We start from the raw sequence: 15,497 nt of genomic DNA, 5'->3' as shown, positions 1-15,497 counted from the left end.
AGTGCATCAGATCAGCTTGACCAGTTGTTTGCCGAAATTCTTGCCCTTGAGCAAACCCAGGAAGGCTTCAGGGGCGGATTCGATGCCCTGCGCGATCGACTCGCGCGGCTTGAGCTTGCCCGTGCCCACCAGCGTGCCGAGTTCGGTCAGCGCCTCGGGCCACACTTCCATGTGCTCGCTGACGATGAAGCCCTCGATCTTCAGGCGGTTGATGAGGATCAGCGCCGGGTTCGCCAGCGGCAGCGGCTGGCCGTCGTAGCCCGCGATCATTCCGCACAGTGCCACGCGCGCAAAGGCGTTGGTGCGCAGCAGCACGGCGTCGAAGATGTAGCCGCCGACGTTCTCGAAGTAGCCGTCGATGCCGTTCGGGCAGGCTTCCTTGAGCGCGGCGCTCATGGTCTTCACGTCGGGGTGCTGGCGGTAGTCGATGCAGGCGTCGAAGCCAAGCTCGTCGGTCACGTACTTGCACTTGTCGGGGCCGCCCGCGATGCCGACCACGCGGCAGCCGCGCGCCTTGGCCAGCGCGCCGAAGGCGCTGCCCACGGCGCCGCTGGCGGCGGTGATGACCACGGTTTCACCGGCCTTGGGCGCGATGATCTTCACGAGGCCATACCAGGCCGTCACGCCGGGCATGCCCACGGCGCCGAGGTAGTGCGACAGCGGCACGTGCGTGGTGTCGACCTTCTTCAGCGCGCCGGGCTGCGAGGCATCGACCACGCTGTATTCCTGCCAGCCGCCGAAGCCGACGACCTTGTCGCCCACGGCGAACTTGGGGTGCTTGCTCTCGACCACTTCGCCGACCGTGCCGCCCTGGAACACCTGGCCCACGGGTTGCGGCTGCGCGTAGCTCTTCGCGTCGTTCATGCGCCCACGCATGTACGGATCGAGGCTCATGTAGTGGTGGCGCACCAGCACCTGGTTGTCGGCGAGCGCGGGCGTCTCGACAGTCACCAGCTTGAAGTTGCTGGCCGTGGCTTCGCCCTCGGGGCGGTTGTCGAGGTGGATCTGCTTGTTGGTGGGCATGAAAGTCTCCGGGGAAATGGGGTGTCAGTCGGTGGATGGCGGACGCATCGCGTTCGCGCTCGCGGGGCCGGTCGGCAGCCGGCGCTTCACGTACTTGAAGGTGCCGGTGGCATGGGCGCACACGCGCTCCTGCTCGTCGTAGATCTTGGCCTCGGTGAAGGCCAGCGTCGCGGTGCGATGCAGCAGCGTGCCGCGTGCGTGCAGCGGGCCGACCGACGGTTGCATGAAGCTGGTCTTCATCTCGATGGTGACCACGCCGGTCTCGGGCGCCACGCTGCGCGCAGCGGCCGCCATGGCGATGTCGAGCAGCGTCATGCAGGCGCCGCCGTGCGTCACGTCGAAGGTGTTCAGGTGCTCGGGCTTGGCGGTGTAGATGATCTCGGACTGGCCGTCCTCGAACTTCGTGAGCTCGAAGCCGAGGTGGCGCGCGAACGGAATCTGGCTCGTGTACGAGCGGATGTTGATGTCGCTGGACTTTTCAGGCGAATCGGACATGTCAGGCCGCACCCAGCACCACGCTCACGCCGCCATCGACCGCGACCCACTGGCCGGTGATGTGCTTGCCGGCGTCGCTCGCGTACAGCAGCGTCAGGCCCTTCAGGTCTTCGTCGTCGCCCAGGCGGCCCAGGGGCGCCGAGGCGGCCATGTGCTCTTCGCCCAGGGTCTTGATCAGGCCGGCGGCCATCTTCGTCATGAAGAAGCCCGGGCAGATCGCGTTCACGTTGATGTTGTACTTGCCCCATTCGGCGGCCAGCGTCTTGGTGAAGCCGATCACCGCGGTCTTCGAGGTGTTGTAGGCCAGCGTCTGCATGCCGGGCGGGTTGCCGTTCAGGCCCGCGATCGAGGCGATGTTGATGATGCGCCCGCGCTTCTTCGGGATCATGTAGCCGTTGGCAACCTGCTGCGCCAGGATGAAGTAGCCGCGCACGTTGAGGTTCATCACCTTGTCCCAGGCCTCGACCGGGTGGCTCTCGGCCGGCGAACCCCAGCTGGCACCGGCGTTGTTGATGAGGATGTCGACGCCGCCCATGCGCTGCAGGGTCTCGTCGGCCAGGCGGCGGGTGTCTTCTTCTTTCGAGCAGTCGGCGGCGATCCAGCGCGCGTCGATGCCGGCGGCCTGCAGCTCGGCGGCAGCCTGTTCCAGGTCGTCGGCCTTGCGCGAGCTCAGCATGAGCTTCGCGCCGGCTTCGCCGAGCGCATGGGCCATCTGCAGGCCCAGGCCGCGCGAGCCGCCGGTGATGAGCGCCGTCTGACCCGTGAGGTCGAACAGCTGTTGGGTGGTGCGGGGCTTCGTCATGTCGGTGTCTCCGGTGTGGATGATGAAAGAAGAGGGTTGCGTTGACGCTGGAGGCGGTGGCTTCGGGCCGTCAGGACGCGGTGTCGTCGGCCTCGACGGCGGCGGCCTTGCCGGCGGCCACGGCTTTTTTCAGCCGGCGCCAGTCGGCCTGGTTCACGTCTGCATAGCCTTCGGCGAAATCGGCGAGCGCCGTGTTGAAGCTCCTGGAACGCCCCAGGTAGCCGTCGATGGCCCAGGCGTCGCCGCCCTTGGCATGCGCGCGGGCCAGGCTGTAGCCGCAGGCCTCGGCGAACTCGAGCAGGTCGACCGGCTTGAAGTCCTCGAGCTTGTAGGAGGCCTTCATGTCGCGCAGCTGCCGCACGTAGAAGCCGCGCCCGCCCGGTCCCTGGGCCCAGCCCAGGAAGACGTCACTGGCGGCCTGTGCGAGCCGCTGGCCCTGCACCACGCGCTGGCCCGGCGACGCTGTGTCCGGTGCCGCGCCCAGCGGGGCTTCGAGCACCGACTCGCCGGCCTCCTTGCACTGCAGGAACAGCGGATGCGCGCGGTCGGCCACGAACAGCAGCAGGAAGCAGCGCCGGGCGTGAGCACCGCGACGTCGTGCAGCTCGTAGCGGTCGAACAGCCGCTGGCGCTCGGGCGGCAGGCTGGCGCGGTACTGCGCCAGGAAGGCCGGCAGCCCGGCGCGGAAGCGCTTGATTTCCCGCGCGGTCGCACGAGCGTCGTGGTACACGAAAGGCGGCTGGTCGCGGATCATGAGGCGGCCGTCGACCGTCTCGGTTGCGCTGTCGGCGAACACGCGCGAGGTGCTGCGGCGCGCCTTCTTGATGACCGCGAGCTCGGTCGCGTCTTCGGCGCCGAGCTTCAGCAGGGTTTGCGACGTGAGCCGCGCGTACCAGGCCTCCAGCGTGTCCATGCGCGCGAAGGCCCGCATGCGGTCGCGGTACGCCTCGGCCAGCTGCTGCACGGCCTCGCGCCCGATGCGCGGCTTGAAACCCCGGTCGCGCGCGGCCACCACGAACGAGGTGGCCAGCCGGCGCACGTCCCAGTCGAAGGGCCCCTGCAGGGTTTCGTCGAAATCGTTGATGTCGAAGACCAGCGCGCGCTCGGGGCTGGCAAAGAAGCCGAAGTTCGCGAGGTGCGCATCGCCGCACAGCTGCGTCGCGATGCCACTGTGCGGCAGCCTGGCGAGGTCGTTCGCCATCAGGCTGGCGGCGCCGCGGTAGAACGTGAAGGGGCTGACCAGCATGCGGCCGTGGCGCACCGGCACCAGCTCGGGCACGCGGCCGCGGTTGGACGCCTTCAGCCAGCCGAGCGGATCGCGGTCGCCCGCGTCGGGCTGGGGCACCTGCGCCCACTGGCCGAGCGCACAGCGCTGGCGCTGCGCACGGCCGAACGCCCGCCGCTCGGCCGGTGAGGCCGTGGCGTCGGGCGCGTGGGGTTCAGAGCTCATAGTCCATGCACTGGCGGGCTTCGCGCACGGCGCCGATGAAAGGCTTGAGCGCCACGTGCTGCGGATGGTCCGCATAGGCCGCCAGCGCGGCGGCGTCGGTGAATTCCGAGTTCAGGATCAGGTCGTAGGTGGCCTCGAGCCCGGGCTGGGCAATGACCACCTCGAAACGGTGCGTGCCGGGCGAAAGCGTCGCGCAGGCATCGAGCAGCGCCTTGGCCTTGAGCAGGTTGGTCGCCTTGTCGGCGCCCTCGGCGTGCTCCTTGAACTTCCACATCACGATGTGCTTGAGCATGGTCGGTCCTTGCCTTGTTCTTACTTGAGCCGCGAACGCACGTAGATGAGCACGACGCCCACCGCGGCGACCACGACGCCGGGCACGGCCATCGACCAGCCCAGCGCGGGCTCGGTGCGGCCCGTGGCGATGCCCAGGATCACGAGGAACAGGCCGCCGTAGATCAGGATCCAGATCCACTTCTCGAGCCGCGCATGCGGCTTGGGTGGTTTCGGCGGTTGGGCGGCGGGCGGGGGTGAGTTCGGGGCGGCGTTGGCCATTGTCAGAAAGCGTCCTCGGGCAAAGCGGTACAGGTCGGGTCACGGGTTTCGACCACCTGGAGCCAGGCACCGATTTTCGGCAGCTCGTAGTGGAAGAAATAGTCCGTGGCGCCGATCTTGCCAGCTGTTACCGCCCTCGCCTTCTGTGCGTCGATTTCCAGGGCCCGCAGCGCCACGTCGAGCCAAAGCCAGGCCAGCACGGTGTGGCCGAAGGCCTGCATGTAGGGCACGGCGTTGGCCAGCGCGTCGGCCGGGTCGCCGGTGGACCAGGCGGCCTCCGTGGCGCTGCCGATGCGCTGCAGCGCGGCGCCCAGCGCCTTGGCATGCGGCGCCAGCGCAGGCACCTTGGCCGCGCGGCCGATGGTTTCGGTGACGCGCCCGGCCAGCAGCTGCAGGCCGCGGCCCTTTTCCATCAGCACCTTGCGGCCCAGCAGGTCGGCCGCCTGGATGCCGTGCGTGCCCTCGTGGATCATGTTCAGGCGGTTGTCGCGCCAGTACTGCTCCACCGGGAAGTCGCGCGTGTAGCCGTAGCCGCCGTGCACCTGGATCGCCAGCGAATTCGCCTCCAGGCACCACTCGCTGGGCCAGCTCTTGGCGATGGGCGTGAGCACCTCCAGCAGCAGGCGGGCGTCGTCGGCCTGCGCGGCGTCGCCGGTCTTCTGCGTGTCGACCAGGCGGGCGCAGTACAGCTCCAGCGCCAGTGCGCCTTCGCAGTACGCCTTCTGGGCGAGCAGCATGCGGCGCACGTCGGCGTGCTCGATGATGCGCACCTGCGGCGCGGCCGAGTCCTTGGCCACGGCGGCGCCGGCGGCTTCGGGTTTCTTCACCAGCCGGCCCTGCGGGCGGCTCTTGGCGTAGTCGAGCGAGGCGTAGTAGCCAGCCATGCCGAGCATGGTGGCGGCGGTGCCGACGCCGATGCGGGCCTCGTTCATCATGTGGAACATGCAGTGCAGGCCCTTGCCGGGCGCGCCGACCAGGTAGCCCACCGCGCCGGCCTTGCCGCCGACCGGGTACTTGCCTTCGCCGAAGTTCAGCAGCGTGTTGGTGGTGCCGCGCCAGCCGAGCTTGTGGTTCAGGCCGGCCAGCGCCACGTCGTTGCGCTCGCCGGTGAGCTCGCCCTGCGTGTCCACCATGCGCTTGGGCACGATGAAGAGCGAAATGCCGCGCGTGCCGGGAATGAGCTTGCCGTTCTCGTCAGGGATCTTGGCCAGCACGATGTGCACGATGTTCTCGGTCAGCTCGTGGTCGCCGGCCGAGATCCACATCTTGTTGCCGGTGAGCCGATAGCGCGGGCCCAGCGGGTCGTTTTGAAAGTCGGCGCCATCGGGCACGGCGCGCGTGGCCACGTCGCTCAGCGAAGAGCCCGCCTGGGGCTCCGACAGGCACATCGTGCCCGCCCAGCGGCCCGAAAATTCGTTCTTGGCAAACACCTCTTTCTGCATCTCGGTGCCGTGCACCATGAGCAGGTTGGCGTTGCCGCTGGTGAGCATGTTCGAGCCGATGCTCACCGAGGCCATCGCGAAGAAGCTGTTGGCCGCGGCCTGCACCGTGTACGGCAGCTGCATGCCGCCGATCTCGTAGTCTTGCGCGGCGCTCATCATCCCGGACTCGACGAAGGCCTTGTGCGCATCGTGCGTGGCCTGCGGCAGGATGACCTTCTCGCCATCGAAATGCGGCTCCTGCGTGTCGACGGTGCGGTTGAACGGCGCGTACTTTTCGCGCGCGATGCGCTCGCAGGTGTCGAGCACGGCGTCGAAGGTCTCGCGCGAGTGGTCGGCAAAACGCTCGCTCTGGTTGAGCTTCTCGGCGTCGAGCCAGTCGTAGAGCAGAAAGTCGAGGGTGGGACGCAGGCTCATGGTGATGTCTTCTTCAGGCTACGACTTCGCGGGCGACGAAGTCTTCTTCGGGGAATCGGGCAGCTTGGCGATGGTGCCCTGCGCCAGTGCGCAGAGCTTCTCGGTGCCGTCGTCGGCCACCGCCACCACCTCGCAGGTGCACACGGCCTGCGAGCTACCGGTGTGCACGGCCCGGGCGCGCGCAATCAGCCGCTGGCCGATGGCGGGCCGCACGTAGTTGATCTTGAATTCGGAGGTCACGACCGGCACGCGCAAGGCACTGCCGCCTGCAAAGGTCAGCGCGTTGTCGGCCATGTAGCTCACGATGCCGCCATGGGCGAAACCGTGCTGCTGCTTCAGCTGCGCGCCGAGCGGCAGCTGGAGCTCTGCATGGCCCGGCGCGAGCGCATGCAGCTCGGCGCCGATCAGCACGCTGAAGGGCTGCGCGGCCAGCACGCTGCGGCCGTAGGCCAGGACGGCTTCGGGCGAGACCTCCTGGTCATTGCCCAAGCCGGACATGGTTACAGGACCTCGAACACGCCCGCAGCGCCCATGCCGCCGCCGATGCACATCGTGACCACGACCTTCTTGGCGCCGCGGCGCTTGCCTTCGATGAGCGCGTGGCCCGTCAGGCGCTGGCCGCTCACGCCGTAGGGGTGGCCCACGGCGATGGCGCCGCCGTTGACGTTCAGGCGGTCGCCCGGAATGCCCAGCTTGTCGCGGCAGTAGATGACCTGCACGGCGAAGGCTTCGTTCAGCTCCCACAGGTCGATGTCGTTGACCGTGAGGCCCAGGCGCTTGAGCACCTTGGGAATGGCGAAGACCGGGCCGATGCCCATTTCGTCGGGCTCGCAGCCGGCCACGGCGAAGCCGAGGAAACGGCCCAGGGGCTTCAGGCCCTTCTGCTGGGCGTACTTCTCGTCGACCACCACGCAGGCGCCGCCGCCGTCCGAGAACTGGCTGGCGTTGCCGGCCGAGATCAGGCCACCGGGCATGGCCGAGCGGATGCCGCTGATGCCTTCCTTGGTGGTGCCGGGGCGGATGCCTTCGTCGTTCTCGATCGTGACTTCCTTGGTGCGCAGGCCCATCACGGGGTCGGCCACGCCGGCCAGCACGGTGATGGGGGCGATTTCAGCCTTGAAGAGGCCGGCTTCAAGCGCGGCAGTGGCGCGCTGCTGGCTCTGTGCGCCGTACTCGTCCATGGCGTCGCGGCCGATGTTGTAGCGCTTGGCGACCTGCTCGGCGGTCTGCAGCATGTTCCAGTAGATCTCGGGCTTGTGCTTCACGAGCCAGGGGTCGGCCAGCATGTGCGTGTTGGCTTCGTTCTGCACGCACGAGATGCTCTCGACGCCGCCGGCCACGTACACGTCGCCCTCGCCCGCGATGATGCGCTGGGCGGCGGTGGCGATGGTCTGCAGGCCCGACGAGCAGAAGCGGTTGATGGTCATGCCCGAGGTGGTGACCGGCAGGCCGGCGCGCAGTGCGATCTGGCGCGCGATGTTGGAGCCGGTGGCGCCTTCAGGCGTGGCGCAACCCATGATGACGTCGTCGACCGAGGCCGGATCGATGCCGGCGCGCTGCACCGCGTGCTGCACGGCATGGCCGCCCAGCGTGGCGCCGTGGGTCATGTTGAAGGCACCCTTCCAGCTCTTCGCGAGCGGCGTGCGGGCGGTGGAAACGATGACGGCGCTGGTCATGGTGAGGTCCTTTGAAGATGGAAGGGAAAAGAGGGTGTGGTCGTCATTGCGCCGGAGCAGCGTTGGTGTTGCTCAGGAGCTGGTGATAGAAGCCGATCATCTCGCCGTAGTTCGAGATGGCCAGGCGTTCGTTGTTGCCATGGAAGCGCGCCAGGTCCTCGCTCTTCACGCGGAACGGCGAGAAGCGGAAGACAGCGTCGCTCACGAGGCTGAAGTGGCGGGAATCGGTGGCGGCGGTCATGAGGCCGGGCGCCACCACGGCATCGGGGAAGCTCTGGCGCACCGCCTGCTGGATCGCGCGGTAGCCGGTGCTGTCGGTGGGCGACACCGGCGAGGGCTCCGAGTTGCCGGGGTACGGCTTGATCTTGATGTCGTCGTCGCCCAGCGCCTTGCGCAGGTGCGCCTCGACGCTGGCCAGCGTGTCGCCGGGCAGCACGCGGAAGTTGACGGCGGCCTCGGCGCGGCCGGGCAGCACGTTGTCCTTGTTGCCGGCACGCACGATGGTCAGTGCGGTGGTCGTGCGCAGCATCGCGTTGCTGCTCGGGCTCTTCTCGAGCTGGCCGCGCACCAGTGGCTCGGTGAGCCACAGGTTCGACAGCATGACGCGATTGACGCCGCCCATCTCGGGCGCAAGCGCGCCGAACATCTGCCCCGCCACGCCCTGGATGCCGCCGGGCATCGGCGTTGCTTCGAGCCGCGCAAGCGCGGCGCTCATGCGGCCGATGGCGCTCTTTTGCGGTGGCATCGACGAGTGGCCGGGCGCGGTATCGAGCGAAAGGAAGAAGGTGCCGTAGCCCTTCTCCGCCAGGCCGATGAGCGCCGCGGGCTTGCTCAGCCCGGGCAGCACGCCGTCGAGCACGAGCAGGCCTTCGTCGAGCACCCAGTCGAGCTTCACGCCGCGCGACTTGAGCAGTTCGGCGATGGGCTGCGCGCCGCGCAGGCCGCTCACCTCTTCGTCGTCGCCCATCACGAGGTAGACCGTCTGCTTCGGCTGGAAGCCGCTGCCGATGAGCAGCTCGATGGCTTCCATCTGCGCAAACAGGTTGCCCTTGTTGTCGAGCGTACCGCGGCCCCAGACGAAGCCGTCCTTGATCTCGCCCGCGAAAGGATCGACCGACCAGGCCTTTTCGGTGCCGGGGGCGATGGGCACCATGTCCTGGTGCGCCATGAGCGCGATGGGCTTGGCCTGCACGTCGGTGCCGGTCCAGGTGTAGAGCAGGGCCTTCTGGCCCACCACTTCCTTCTTGAGGGTGGCGTGGACCTTCGGGTACTGCTGCGCCAGGTAGGCGTGCAGCTTGTCGAACTCGGCCAGGTTGGCGGCCGGGTCGTCCAGGCTCGACACCGTGCGGATCGGAATCGCGCCGGCCAGCCGCTTCGCAGCGGCCTGCAGGTCGATCTCGAGCTTCGGTGCAGGGGCCACCGCGAGTTGCTGCGATGGCGTGGTCCAGGTCTTGACCGCCACGGCCGCCACCAGTGCCAGCAGCACCAGCAGCAGCCCGAGGAAGATGCGTTTCAACATGGGCGGTCTTGATCCTGGGTCAGTCTCAGCTGAAGGACTTGCCTTCGGCCACCAGCTTCTGGATCAGCGGTGCGGGCTGCCAGAACTCGGCGTCGTCGCGCGGGTTCAGCGCAAAGCGCTTCATCGTCTCGGCCACGTTGTACAGGCCGACCTGCGAGGCGTAGTGCATCGGGCCACCGCGGTAGATCGGGAAGCCGTAGCCGGTGAGGTACACCATGTCGATGTCGCCCGACTTGGAGGCAATGCCGTCTTCCAGGATGTGCGCGCCTTCGTTGACGAGGGCGAACACCAGGCGCTGCACGATTTCCGTGTCGGAGATCTTGCGCGGCGTGATGCCCAGTTCCTTGCGGTGGTCCTCGATCATCTTGTTGACGAGTTCCGACGGGATGGCGTCGCGCTTGCCGGCCTGGTAGTCGTACCACCCTGCCCCGGTCTTCTGGCCGAAGCGGCCCAACTCGCACAGCTTGTCGGCCGTGCGGCTGTACTTCATGTCGGCGCGCTCGACGGCGCGGCGCTTGCGAATGGCCCAGCCGATGTCGTTGCCGGCCAGGTCGCCCATGCGGAACGGGCCCATGGCGAAGCCGAACTTCTCGATGGCCTTGTCGACCTGCTGCGGCGTGGCGCCTTCGTCCAGCAGGAAGCCGGCCTGGCGGCTGTACTGCTCGATCATGCGGTTGCCAATGAAGCCGTCGCACACGCCCGACACGACCGAGGTCTTCTTGATCTTCTTGCCGATGGCCATCACGGTGGCCAGCACGTCCTTGGACGTGGCCTTGCCGCGCACCACTTCGAGCAGCTTCATCACGTTGGCCGGGCTGAAGAAGTGCATGCCGACCACGTCCTGCGGACGGTCGGTGAACGAGGCGATCTTGTCGACGTCCAGCGTCGAGGTGTTGGAGGCCAGGATGGCGCCCTTCTTGGCGACGCGGTCGAGTTCCTTGAAGACCTTTTCCTTGACGCCGATTTCTTCGAAGACCGCTTCGATGATGAGGTCGGCGTCCTTCAGGTCGTCGTAGCTCAGCGTGGTGCTCAGAAGCGCCATGCGCTGCTCGTACTTGTCCTGCTTGAGCTTGCCCTTCTTGACCTGGGCTTCGTAGTTCTTCTTGATGGTGGCAATGCCGCGGTCGAGCGCCTCTTGCTTCATCTCGAGAATCTTGACGGGGATGCCCGCGTTCAGGAAGTTCATCGAGATGCCGCCGCCCATGGTGCCGGCGCCGATCACGCCCACGGCCTTGATGTCGCGCTTGGGCGTGTCTTCGGGCACGTCGGGAATCTTGCTCGCGGCGCGCTCGGCCATGAACAGGTGGCGCAAGGCCAGCGATTCGGGCGTGAACATCAGCGCGGTGAAAAGGCGACGCTCTTCGGCCATGCCGTCGTCGAACTTCATCTTGGTCGCGGCCTGCACGGCGTCGACGCACTTCAGCGGCGCGGGGTAGTTCTTCGACATGCCGCCGACCATGTTCTTGGCGAACTGGAAGTAGGCATCGCCTTGCGGGTGCTTGCACGGCAGGTTGCGCACCAGCGGCAGCTCGCCGCCCTTGGCGGCGACCGACTTGGCGAACTCGACGGCTTCGTCGAACACCGATTCGGCCGAGGCGGCCAGCTTGTCGAACAGCTTCTGGCCCGGCAGGCTGGCGAGCAGTTCGCTCTTCACCGGCTCGCCGCTGACGATCATGTTCAGGGCGGTTTCCACGCCGAGCACGCGCGGCAGGCGCTGCGTGCCACCGGCGCCCGGCAGCAGGCCGAGCTTGACTTCAGGCAGTGCCACGCTGGTGCCGGGAGCGGCCACGCGGTAGTGGCAGCCCAGGGCCAGTTCGAGGCCGCCGCCCATGCACACGGAGTGGATGGCTGCGACGATGGGCTTGGGAGAGGCTTCGAGCGAGAGGATCACGCTCAGCAGGTTGGGCTCTTGCAGCGCCTTGGGCGTGCCGAACTCCTTGATGTCCGCACCGCCCGAGAACGCCTTGCCGGCGCCGGTGATGACGATGGCCTTGACGGCGCTGTCGGCATTGGCCTTGGACAGGCCGTCGGTGATGCCGATGCGTGTCGAGAAGCCGAGACCGTTGACCGGCGGGTTGGTCAGGGTGATCACGGCGACATCGCCGAGCACTTTGTATTCAGCCGTCATGCTGCGTTCCTTGGTGTGTGAAGAAAAAGAAGAAAAAGCACGAGTGTTCTTTTTCGAAGATTCTAGGCGTTTTGCGTGGCCGAACAATGGCACGCAGTCGCTGTCGGGACAAGGGCCTCAAGAGAGAGCCGGACTTTCCAGGAACACCGCGGAACCGGCTTTGCCGGGCCGCAGGTGTTGCCCCCTGCAAGGGGGAAGACGCGCGCGACACGAAGTGCGCGAAGCCTGGGGGTTTGCTTAAACCTCCAGCCACTCCCTGCGGGTGGTGCCGTCAGCGCGCAGGCTGTCGGGCGTCCCGTCGAACACGATGCTGCCGTGGCCCATGACGAGCGCGCGGTCGGAGATCTGCATCGCGATGGTGAGCTTCTGCTCGATGAGGAGCACCGAGATGCCCTTGTCCTTCAGCGTGCGCAGGTACTGCCCCACCAGCTCGACGATCTTGGGCGCGAGGCCTTCGGTGGGCTCGTCGATGATGATCAGGTCGGGGTCGCCCATCAGCGTGCGGCACAGCGTGAGCATCTGCTGCTCGCCGCCCGAGAGCACGCCGGCCTCGGTGTGCTGGCGCTCCTTCAGGCGCGGGAACATGCCGTACATGTCGTCGAAGGACCAGCGGCTGCCCTTGCCCGAGCCCTTCTGCCCCAGGAGCAGGTTCTGGTGCACCGTGAGCTTGGGGAAGATGTCGCGGTTCTCGGGCACGTAGCCGATGCCCATGTGCGCGATCTCGTAGGCCTTGCGGCGCAGGATGTCGCCGCCCTTCCACTGCAGCGTGCCCTCGGCATGCACCAGGCCCATGATGGCCTTGGCGGTGGTCGAGCGGCCCGAGCCGTTGCGCCCCAGCAGAGCCACGATCTCGCCCGGGCGGACGTCGAAGGAAACGCCATGCAGCACATGGCTCTTGCCGTAGTAGGCGTGGATGTCGTGAAGCTTCAGCATGTCAGTGTCCCGCCCCTTGCGCGTCGGCAACCGACGAACCCAGATACGCCTCCTGCACGCGTGCATTGGCGCGCACGGCAGCCGGCGTGTCGAAGGCGATGACCTCGCCGTAGACCACCACGGCGATCTTGTCGGCCAGCCCGAAGACCACGCCCATGTCGTGCTCCACCGTCAACAGCGTCTTGCCGACGGTGACGTGCTTGATGAGCGAGATGAAGTGCGAGGTCTCGGTCTTGCTCATGCCGGCCGTGGGCTCGTCCAGCAGGATCACGCCGGCGCCGCCGGCAATGGTCACGCCGATCTCGAGCGCGCGCTGCTCGGCATAGGTGAGGTTCACCGCATGCACGTCGCGCTTGCGCTCCAGGCCGATCTGCTTGATGAGCTCTTCGGTGCGCGCGTTGGCGTCGTCCAGGTTCGAGAGAAAGCGCAGGAAGGTGTACTTGTAGCCCAGGCTCCACAGCACGCCGCAGCGCAGGTTCTCGAAAACGCTGAGCTTCGGGAAGATGTTGGTGATCTGGAAGCTGCGCGACAGCCCCAGGCGGTTGATTTCGTAAGGCTTCTTGCCGTCGATGCGCTGCCCGTTGAGCAGCACCTCGCCGCTGGTGGGCGTGAGCCGCCCGCTGATCAGGTTGAACAGCGTCGACTTGCCCGCGCCGTTCGGCCCGATCACGGCGATGCGTTCGCCGGCCTTCACCGCCAGGTCCACGCCGCGGATGATTTCGGTCTTGCCGAAATTCTTGCGCAGCGCCTTCAGTTCCAATGCGTATTGCGCGCTCATTTACGCCGCCTCCCGACGTTTGATTTCTGCTTCGATCTCTTCCTGCGCCTGGCCCCAGACCCGCACGAAGCGGCGCCGTGCCACCTCGAGCAGGCCCAGGCCGACGGCCAGGATCGCGATGGCGCCCAGCCAGCTGGTCACGCCCGCCGTGTTCAGCATGGTGCCGAAGAACTTCAGGTCCGGACCCATCGCCGCGTTGAGCTGGATGTGATAGATCATCTCGATCAGCGCGGCAGCGCCGACCACCACCGGCACCAGGGCCACGGCGAGCGCGGCGTACAGGCCCCAGAAGCGGTTGAACTTGCCGAACTTGGCCACGCGCAGGTTCATCATGACCAGGCTGGCGATGCCGCCGGGGGCGAACATCACCATGAACACGAACACCAGGCCGAAGTACAGCTGCCAGGCCTTCGACAGTTCGGACAGCAGGATCGAGGCGAACACCAGCAGCACCGCGCCGATGATCGGGCCGAAGAAGAACACCGCGCCACCCAGGAAGGTGAACAGCAGGTAGCCGCCCGAGCGGATGGCGTTCAGGCTGTCGGCCGCGTTCACGATCTCGAAGTTGATCGAGGCCAGGCCGCCGCCGATGCCGGCGAAGAAGCCCGCGATGATGAACGCGAAGTAGCGCACGCGCTGCGTGTTGTAGCCGATGAACTCCACGCGCTCCGGGTTGTCGCGCACCGCGTTCAGCATGCGGCCCAGCGGCGTGCCGGTGAAGGCATACATCAGGGCCGTGCACACGAAGCAGTACGCGGCGATCAGGTAGTACACCTGGATCTGCGGACCGAAGGTGAAGCCGAAGAAGCTCGGGCCGTACACGCGGTCGGTGGTGATGCCGCCCTCGCCGCCGAAGAAGCTGGGGAACATCAGCGCCATCGAGGCCACGAGCTCGCCGATGCCCATGGTGATCATGGCGAAGGTGGTGCCCGACTTCTTGGTGGTCACGAAGCCCAGCAGGATGGCGAAGAACATCCCCGCCAGCCCGCCGACGAGCGGAATGAGCACCAGCGGAATCGTCGGGCCGCCCTTGGTCGCCATGTTCATCGCGTGGATGGCGATGAACGAGCCCAGGCCGGTGTAGACGGCATGGCCAAAGCTCAGCATGCCGCCCTGCCCCAGCAGGATGTTGTAGCTCAGGCAGATGATGATCAGATAGCCCATCTGCGAGAGCATCGTCAGCGCCAGGCTGCTCTTGAACAGCATCGGCGAGATGATCAGCACCAGGGCGAACAGCGCCCAGACCAGGTAGCGCCCGATGTTCCAGGGCTTGAAGCGGTAGTACCGCGTCGGGGTCGTCGGTGAAGTGGTGGTTGCGGTGGTCATGGTGTCAGTCCTCCCGGGTGCCCAGAAGACCCTTCGGGCGGAAGATGAGGATCAGCACGAGGAACAGGTACGGCAGGATCGGTGCGACCTGCGAGATGGTGAGCTTGAGCAGCTCGTAGCCGAAGGTCTGGTCGGTCACGGCCACGCCCAGGGCCTGCAGCGCGGTGGCCAGCGAGTGGTCCAGCGCCACGGCGAAGGTCTGGATGATGCCGATCAGCAGCGACGCCAGGAAGGCGCCGGCCAGCGAGCCCATGCCGCCGACCACCACCACCACGAAGATGATGGTGCCGACCGAGCCGGCCATGGCCGGTTCGGTGACGTAGGTGTTGCCGCCGATCACGCCCGCCAGGCCGGCCAGCGCGGCGCCGCCGCCGAACACCAGCATGAACACGCGCGGCACGTTGTGGCCCAGCGCCTCGACCATGTCGGGGTGCTTCAGCGCCGCCTGGATCACCAGGCCGATGCGGGTGCGCGTGAGCAGCAACCACACGGACACCAGCATGAGCATCGCCACCAGCATGATGAACGAGCGCGACTTGGGGAACTGCGTGCCGTACAGCGAGAACAGCGGGCCCTGCAGCGCCTCGGGCAGGCCGTAGGGCACCGTGGAGCGACCCCAGACCAGCTGGACCAGTTCGAGGATGAGGTACGAAAGACCGAAGGTCACCAGCAGCTCGGGCACGTGGCCGAACTTGTGGACCCGGCGCAGGCTGTAGCGTTCGAAGGCCGCGCCCAGTGCGCCTACCAGCAGCGGCGAGAGAAAGAGCGCGGGCCAGAAGCCGACGATGCCTGACAGGGTGTAGGCGAAATAGGCGCCCAGCATGTAGAAGCTGGCGTGTGCAAAGTTGAGCACACCCATCATGCTGAAGATCAGCGTAAGGCCAGAGCTCAGCATGAACAACAGCAGGCCGTAGCTGACGCCGTTGAGCAGTGAGATGACGAAGAATTCGACGTTCATCG

14 protein-coding genes and 1 pseudogene are annotated in these 15,497 nt (G+C 66.9%); all 15 read right to left on the bottom strand.

Annotated features, from left to right (window positions below):
- Window positions 1-6: 6 nt before the first annotated feature.
- On the bottom strand, window positions 7-1,023 hold the full coding sequence (locus FFI97_RS06610) for an NADP-dependent oxidoreductase (RefSeq protein ID WP_095745324.1): 1,017 nt from the start codon (window positions 1,021-1,023) through the stop codon (window positions 7-9).
- A 24-nt stretch (window positions 1,024-1,047) separates the two neighbouring features.
- On the bottom strand, window positions 1,048-1,518 hold the full coding sequence (locus tag FFI97_RS06605; protein ID WP_082817985.1) for a PaaI family thioesterase: 471 nt from the start codon (window positions 1,516-1,518) through the stop codon (window positions 1,048-1,050).
- A gap of 1 nt (window position 1,519) precedes the next feature.
- Entirely contained in the window at window positions 1,520-2,320 is an 801-nt protein-coding gene (locus FFI97_RS06600; RefSeq protein ID WP_139701576.1) for an SDR family oxidoreductase, read from the bottom strand.
- A 70-nt stretch (window positions 2,321-2,390) separates the two neighbouring features.
- Window positions 2,391-3,565 (bottom strand): annotated as a pseudogene (locus FFI97_RS06590) (DUF2252 domain-containing protein).
- A 193-nt stretch (window positions 3,566-3,758) separates the two neighbouring features.
- Window positions 3,759-4,061, bottom strand: coding sequence for a Dabb family protein (locus FFI97_RS06585; RefSeq protein WP_062471343.1), 303 nt, complete (start codon window positions 4,059-4,061; stop codon window positions 3,759-3,761).
- A gap of 20 nt (window positions 4,062-4,081) precedes the next feature.
- Window positions 4,082-4,321, bottom strand: a complete 240-nt coding sequence (locus tag FFI97_RS06580) for a hypothetical protein (RefSeq protein ID WP_139701578.1) — start codon at window positions 4,319-4,321, stop codon at window positions 4,082-4,084.
- A gap of 2 nt (window positions 4,322-4,323) precedes the next feature.
- Window positions 4,324-6,177: an acyl-CoA dehydrogenase gene (locus tag FFI97_RS06575; protein ID WP_139701579.1), complete on the bottom strand. Its 1,854-nt coding sequence runs from the start codon at window positions 6,175-6,177 to the stop codon at window positions 4,324-4,326.
- An 18-nt stretch (window positions 6,178-6,195) separates the two neighbouring features.
- Complete coding sequence (locus FFI97_RS06570; RefSeq protein ID WP_095948561.1) at window positions 6,196-6,675, bottom strand: PaaI family thioesterase; 480 nt, start codon at window positions 6,673-6,675, stop codon at window positions 6,196-6,198.
- A 2-nt stretch (window positions 6,676-6,677) separates the two neighbouring features.
- Entirely contained in the window at window positions 6,678-7,853 is a 1,176-nt protein-coding gene (locus FFI97_RS06565; RefSeq protein WP_070060672.1) for an acetyl-CoA C-acyltransferase, read from the bottom strand.
- Window positions 7,854-7,896: 43 nt separating this feature from the next.
- Entirely contained in the window at window positions 7,897-9,372 is a 1,476-nt protein-coding gene (locus FFI97_RS06560) for a M20 family peptidase (RefSeq protein WP_139701580.1), read from the bottom strand.
- A gap of 25 nt (window positions 9,373-9,397) precedes the next feature.
- Window positions 9,398-11,500: a 3-hydroxyacyl-CoA dehydrogenase NAD-binding domain-containing protein gene (locus FFI97_RS06555; RefSeq protein ID WP_139701581.1), complete on the bottom strand. Its 2,103-nt coding sequence runs from the start codon at window positions 11,498-11,500 to the stop codon at window positions 9,398-9,400.
- A 237-nt stretch (window positions 11,501-11,737) separates the two neighbouring features.
- On the bottom strand, window positions 11,738-12,433 hold the full coding sequence (locus tag FFI97_RS06550; protein ID WP_062471318.1) for an ABC transporter ATP-binding protein: 696 nt from the start codon (window positions 12,431-12,433) through the stop codon (window positions 11,738-11,740).
- Window position 12,434: 1 nt separating this feature from the next.
- The gene (locus tag FFI97_RS06545; protein ID WP_062471315.1) at window positions 12,435-13,211 is read right to left on the bottom strand and encodes an ABC transporter ATP-binding protein; all 777 of its coding nucleotides are present in this window, start codon (window positions 13,209-13,211) and stop codon (window positions 12,435-12,437) included.
- Window positions 13,212-14,537 (bottom strand): branched-chain amino acid ABC transporter permease, encoded by a 1,326-nt coding sequence (locus tag FFI97_RS06540; RefSeq protein ID WP_062471312.1) that lies wholly within the window; start codon window positions 14,535-14,537, stop codon window positions 13,212-13,214. It abuts the gene before it with no gap.
- 4 nt (window positions 14,538-14,541) lie between these two features.
- The gene (locus FFI97_RS06535; protein ID WP_062471309.1) at window positions 14,542-15,495 is read right to left on the bottom strand and encodes a branched-chain amino acid ABC transporter permease; all 954 of its coding nucleotides are present in this window, start codon (window positions 15,493-15,495) and stop codon (window positions 14,542-14,544) included.
- Between the last annotated feature and the right edge of the window lie 2 nt (window positions 15,496-15,497).

This window comes from Variovorax sp. KBS0712 (genome assembly GCF_006323185.2).
Taxonomy (GTDB): Bacteria; Pseudomonadota; Gammaproteobacteria; order Burkholderiales; family Burkholderiaceae_C; genus Variovorax; species Variovorax boronicumulans.
Note: the sequence above shows the minus strand (reverse complement) of the source record. Positions and strands in the feature narration are given on the sequence as shown.

What these genes read in the sequence shown, in the direction of transcription:
- FFI97_RS06575 (WP_139701579.1), bottom strand. Translation starts at nt 6,177, where the DNA reads ATGAGCCTGCGTCCCACCCTCGACTTTCTGCTCTACGACTGGCTCGAC.
- FFI97_RS06610 (WP_095745324.1), bottom strand. Translation starts at nt 1,023, where the DNA reads ATGCCCACCAACAAGCAGATCCACCTCGACAACCGCCCCGAGGGCGAA.
- FFI97_RS06540 (WP_062471312.1), bottom strand. Translation starts at nt 14,537, where the DNA reads ATGACCACCGCAACCACCACTTCACCGACGACCCCGACGCGGTACTAC.
- FFI97_RS06580 (WP_139701578.1), bottom strand. Translation starts at nt 4,321, where the DNA reads ATGGCCAACGCCGCCCCGAACTCACCCCCGCCCGCCGCCCAACCGCCG.
- FFI97_RS06585 (WP_062471343.1), bottom strand. Translation starts at nt 4,061, where the DNA reads ATGCTCAAGCACATCGTGATGTGGAAGTTCAAGGAGCACGCCGAGGGC.
- FFI97_RS06555 (WP_139701581.1), bottom strand. Translation starts at nt 11,500, where the DNA reads ATGACGGCTGAATACAAAGTGCTCGGCGATGTCGCCGTGATCACCCTG.
- FFI97_RS06545 (WP_062471315.1), bottom strand. Translation starts at nt 13,211, where the DNA reads ATGAGCGCGCAATACGCATTGGAACTGAAGGCGCTGCGCAAGAATTTC.
- FFI97_RS06605 (WP_082817985.1), bottom strand. Translation starts at nt 1,518, where the DNA reads ATGTCCGATTCGCCTGAAAAGTCCAGCGACATCAACATCCGCTCGTAC.
- FFI97_RS06550 (WP_062471318.1), bottom strand. Translation starts at nt 12,433, where the DNA reads ATGCTGAAGCTTCACGACATCCACGCCTACTACGGCAAGAGCCATGTG.
- FFI97_RS06560 (WP_139701580.1), bottom strand. Translation starts at nt 9,372, where the DNA reads ATGTTGAAACGCATCTTCCTCGGGCTGCTGCTGGTGCTGCTGGCACTG.
- FFI97_RS06565 (WP_070060672.1), bottom strand. Translation starts at nt 7,853, where the DNA reads ATGACCAGCGCCGTCATCGTTTCCACCGCCCGCACGCCGCTCGCGAAG.
- FFI97_RS06600 (WP_139701576.1), bottom strand. Translation starts at nt 2,320, where the DNA reads ATGACGAAGCCCCGCACCACCCAACAGCTGTTCGACCTCACGGGTCAG.
- FFI97_RS06570 (WP_095948561.1), bottom strand. Translation starts at nt 6,675, where the DNA reads ATGTCCGGCTTGGGCAATGACCAGGAGGTCTCGCCCGAAGCCGTCCTG.
- FFI97_RS06535 (WP_062471309.1), bottom strand. Translation starts at nt 15,495, where the DNA reads ATGAACGTCGAATTCTTCGTCATCTCACTGCTCAACGGCGTCAGCTAC.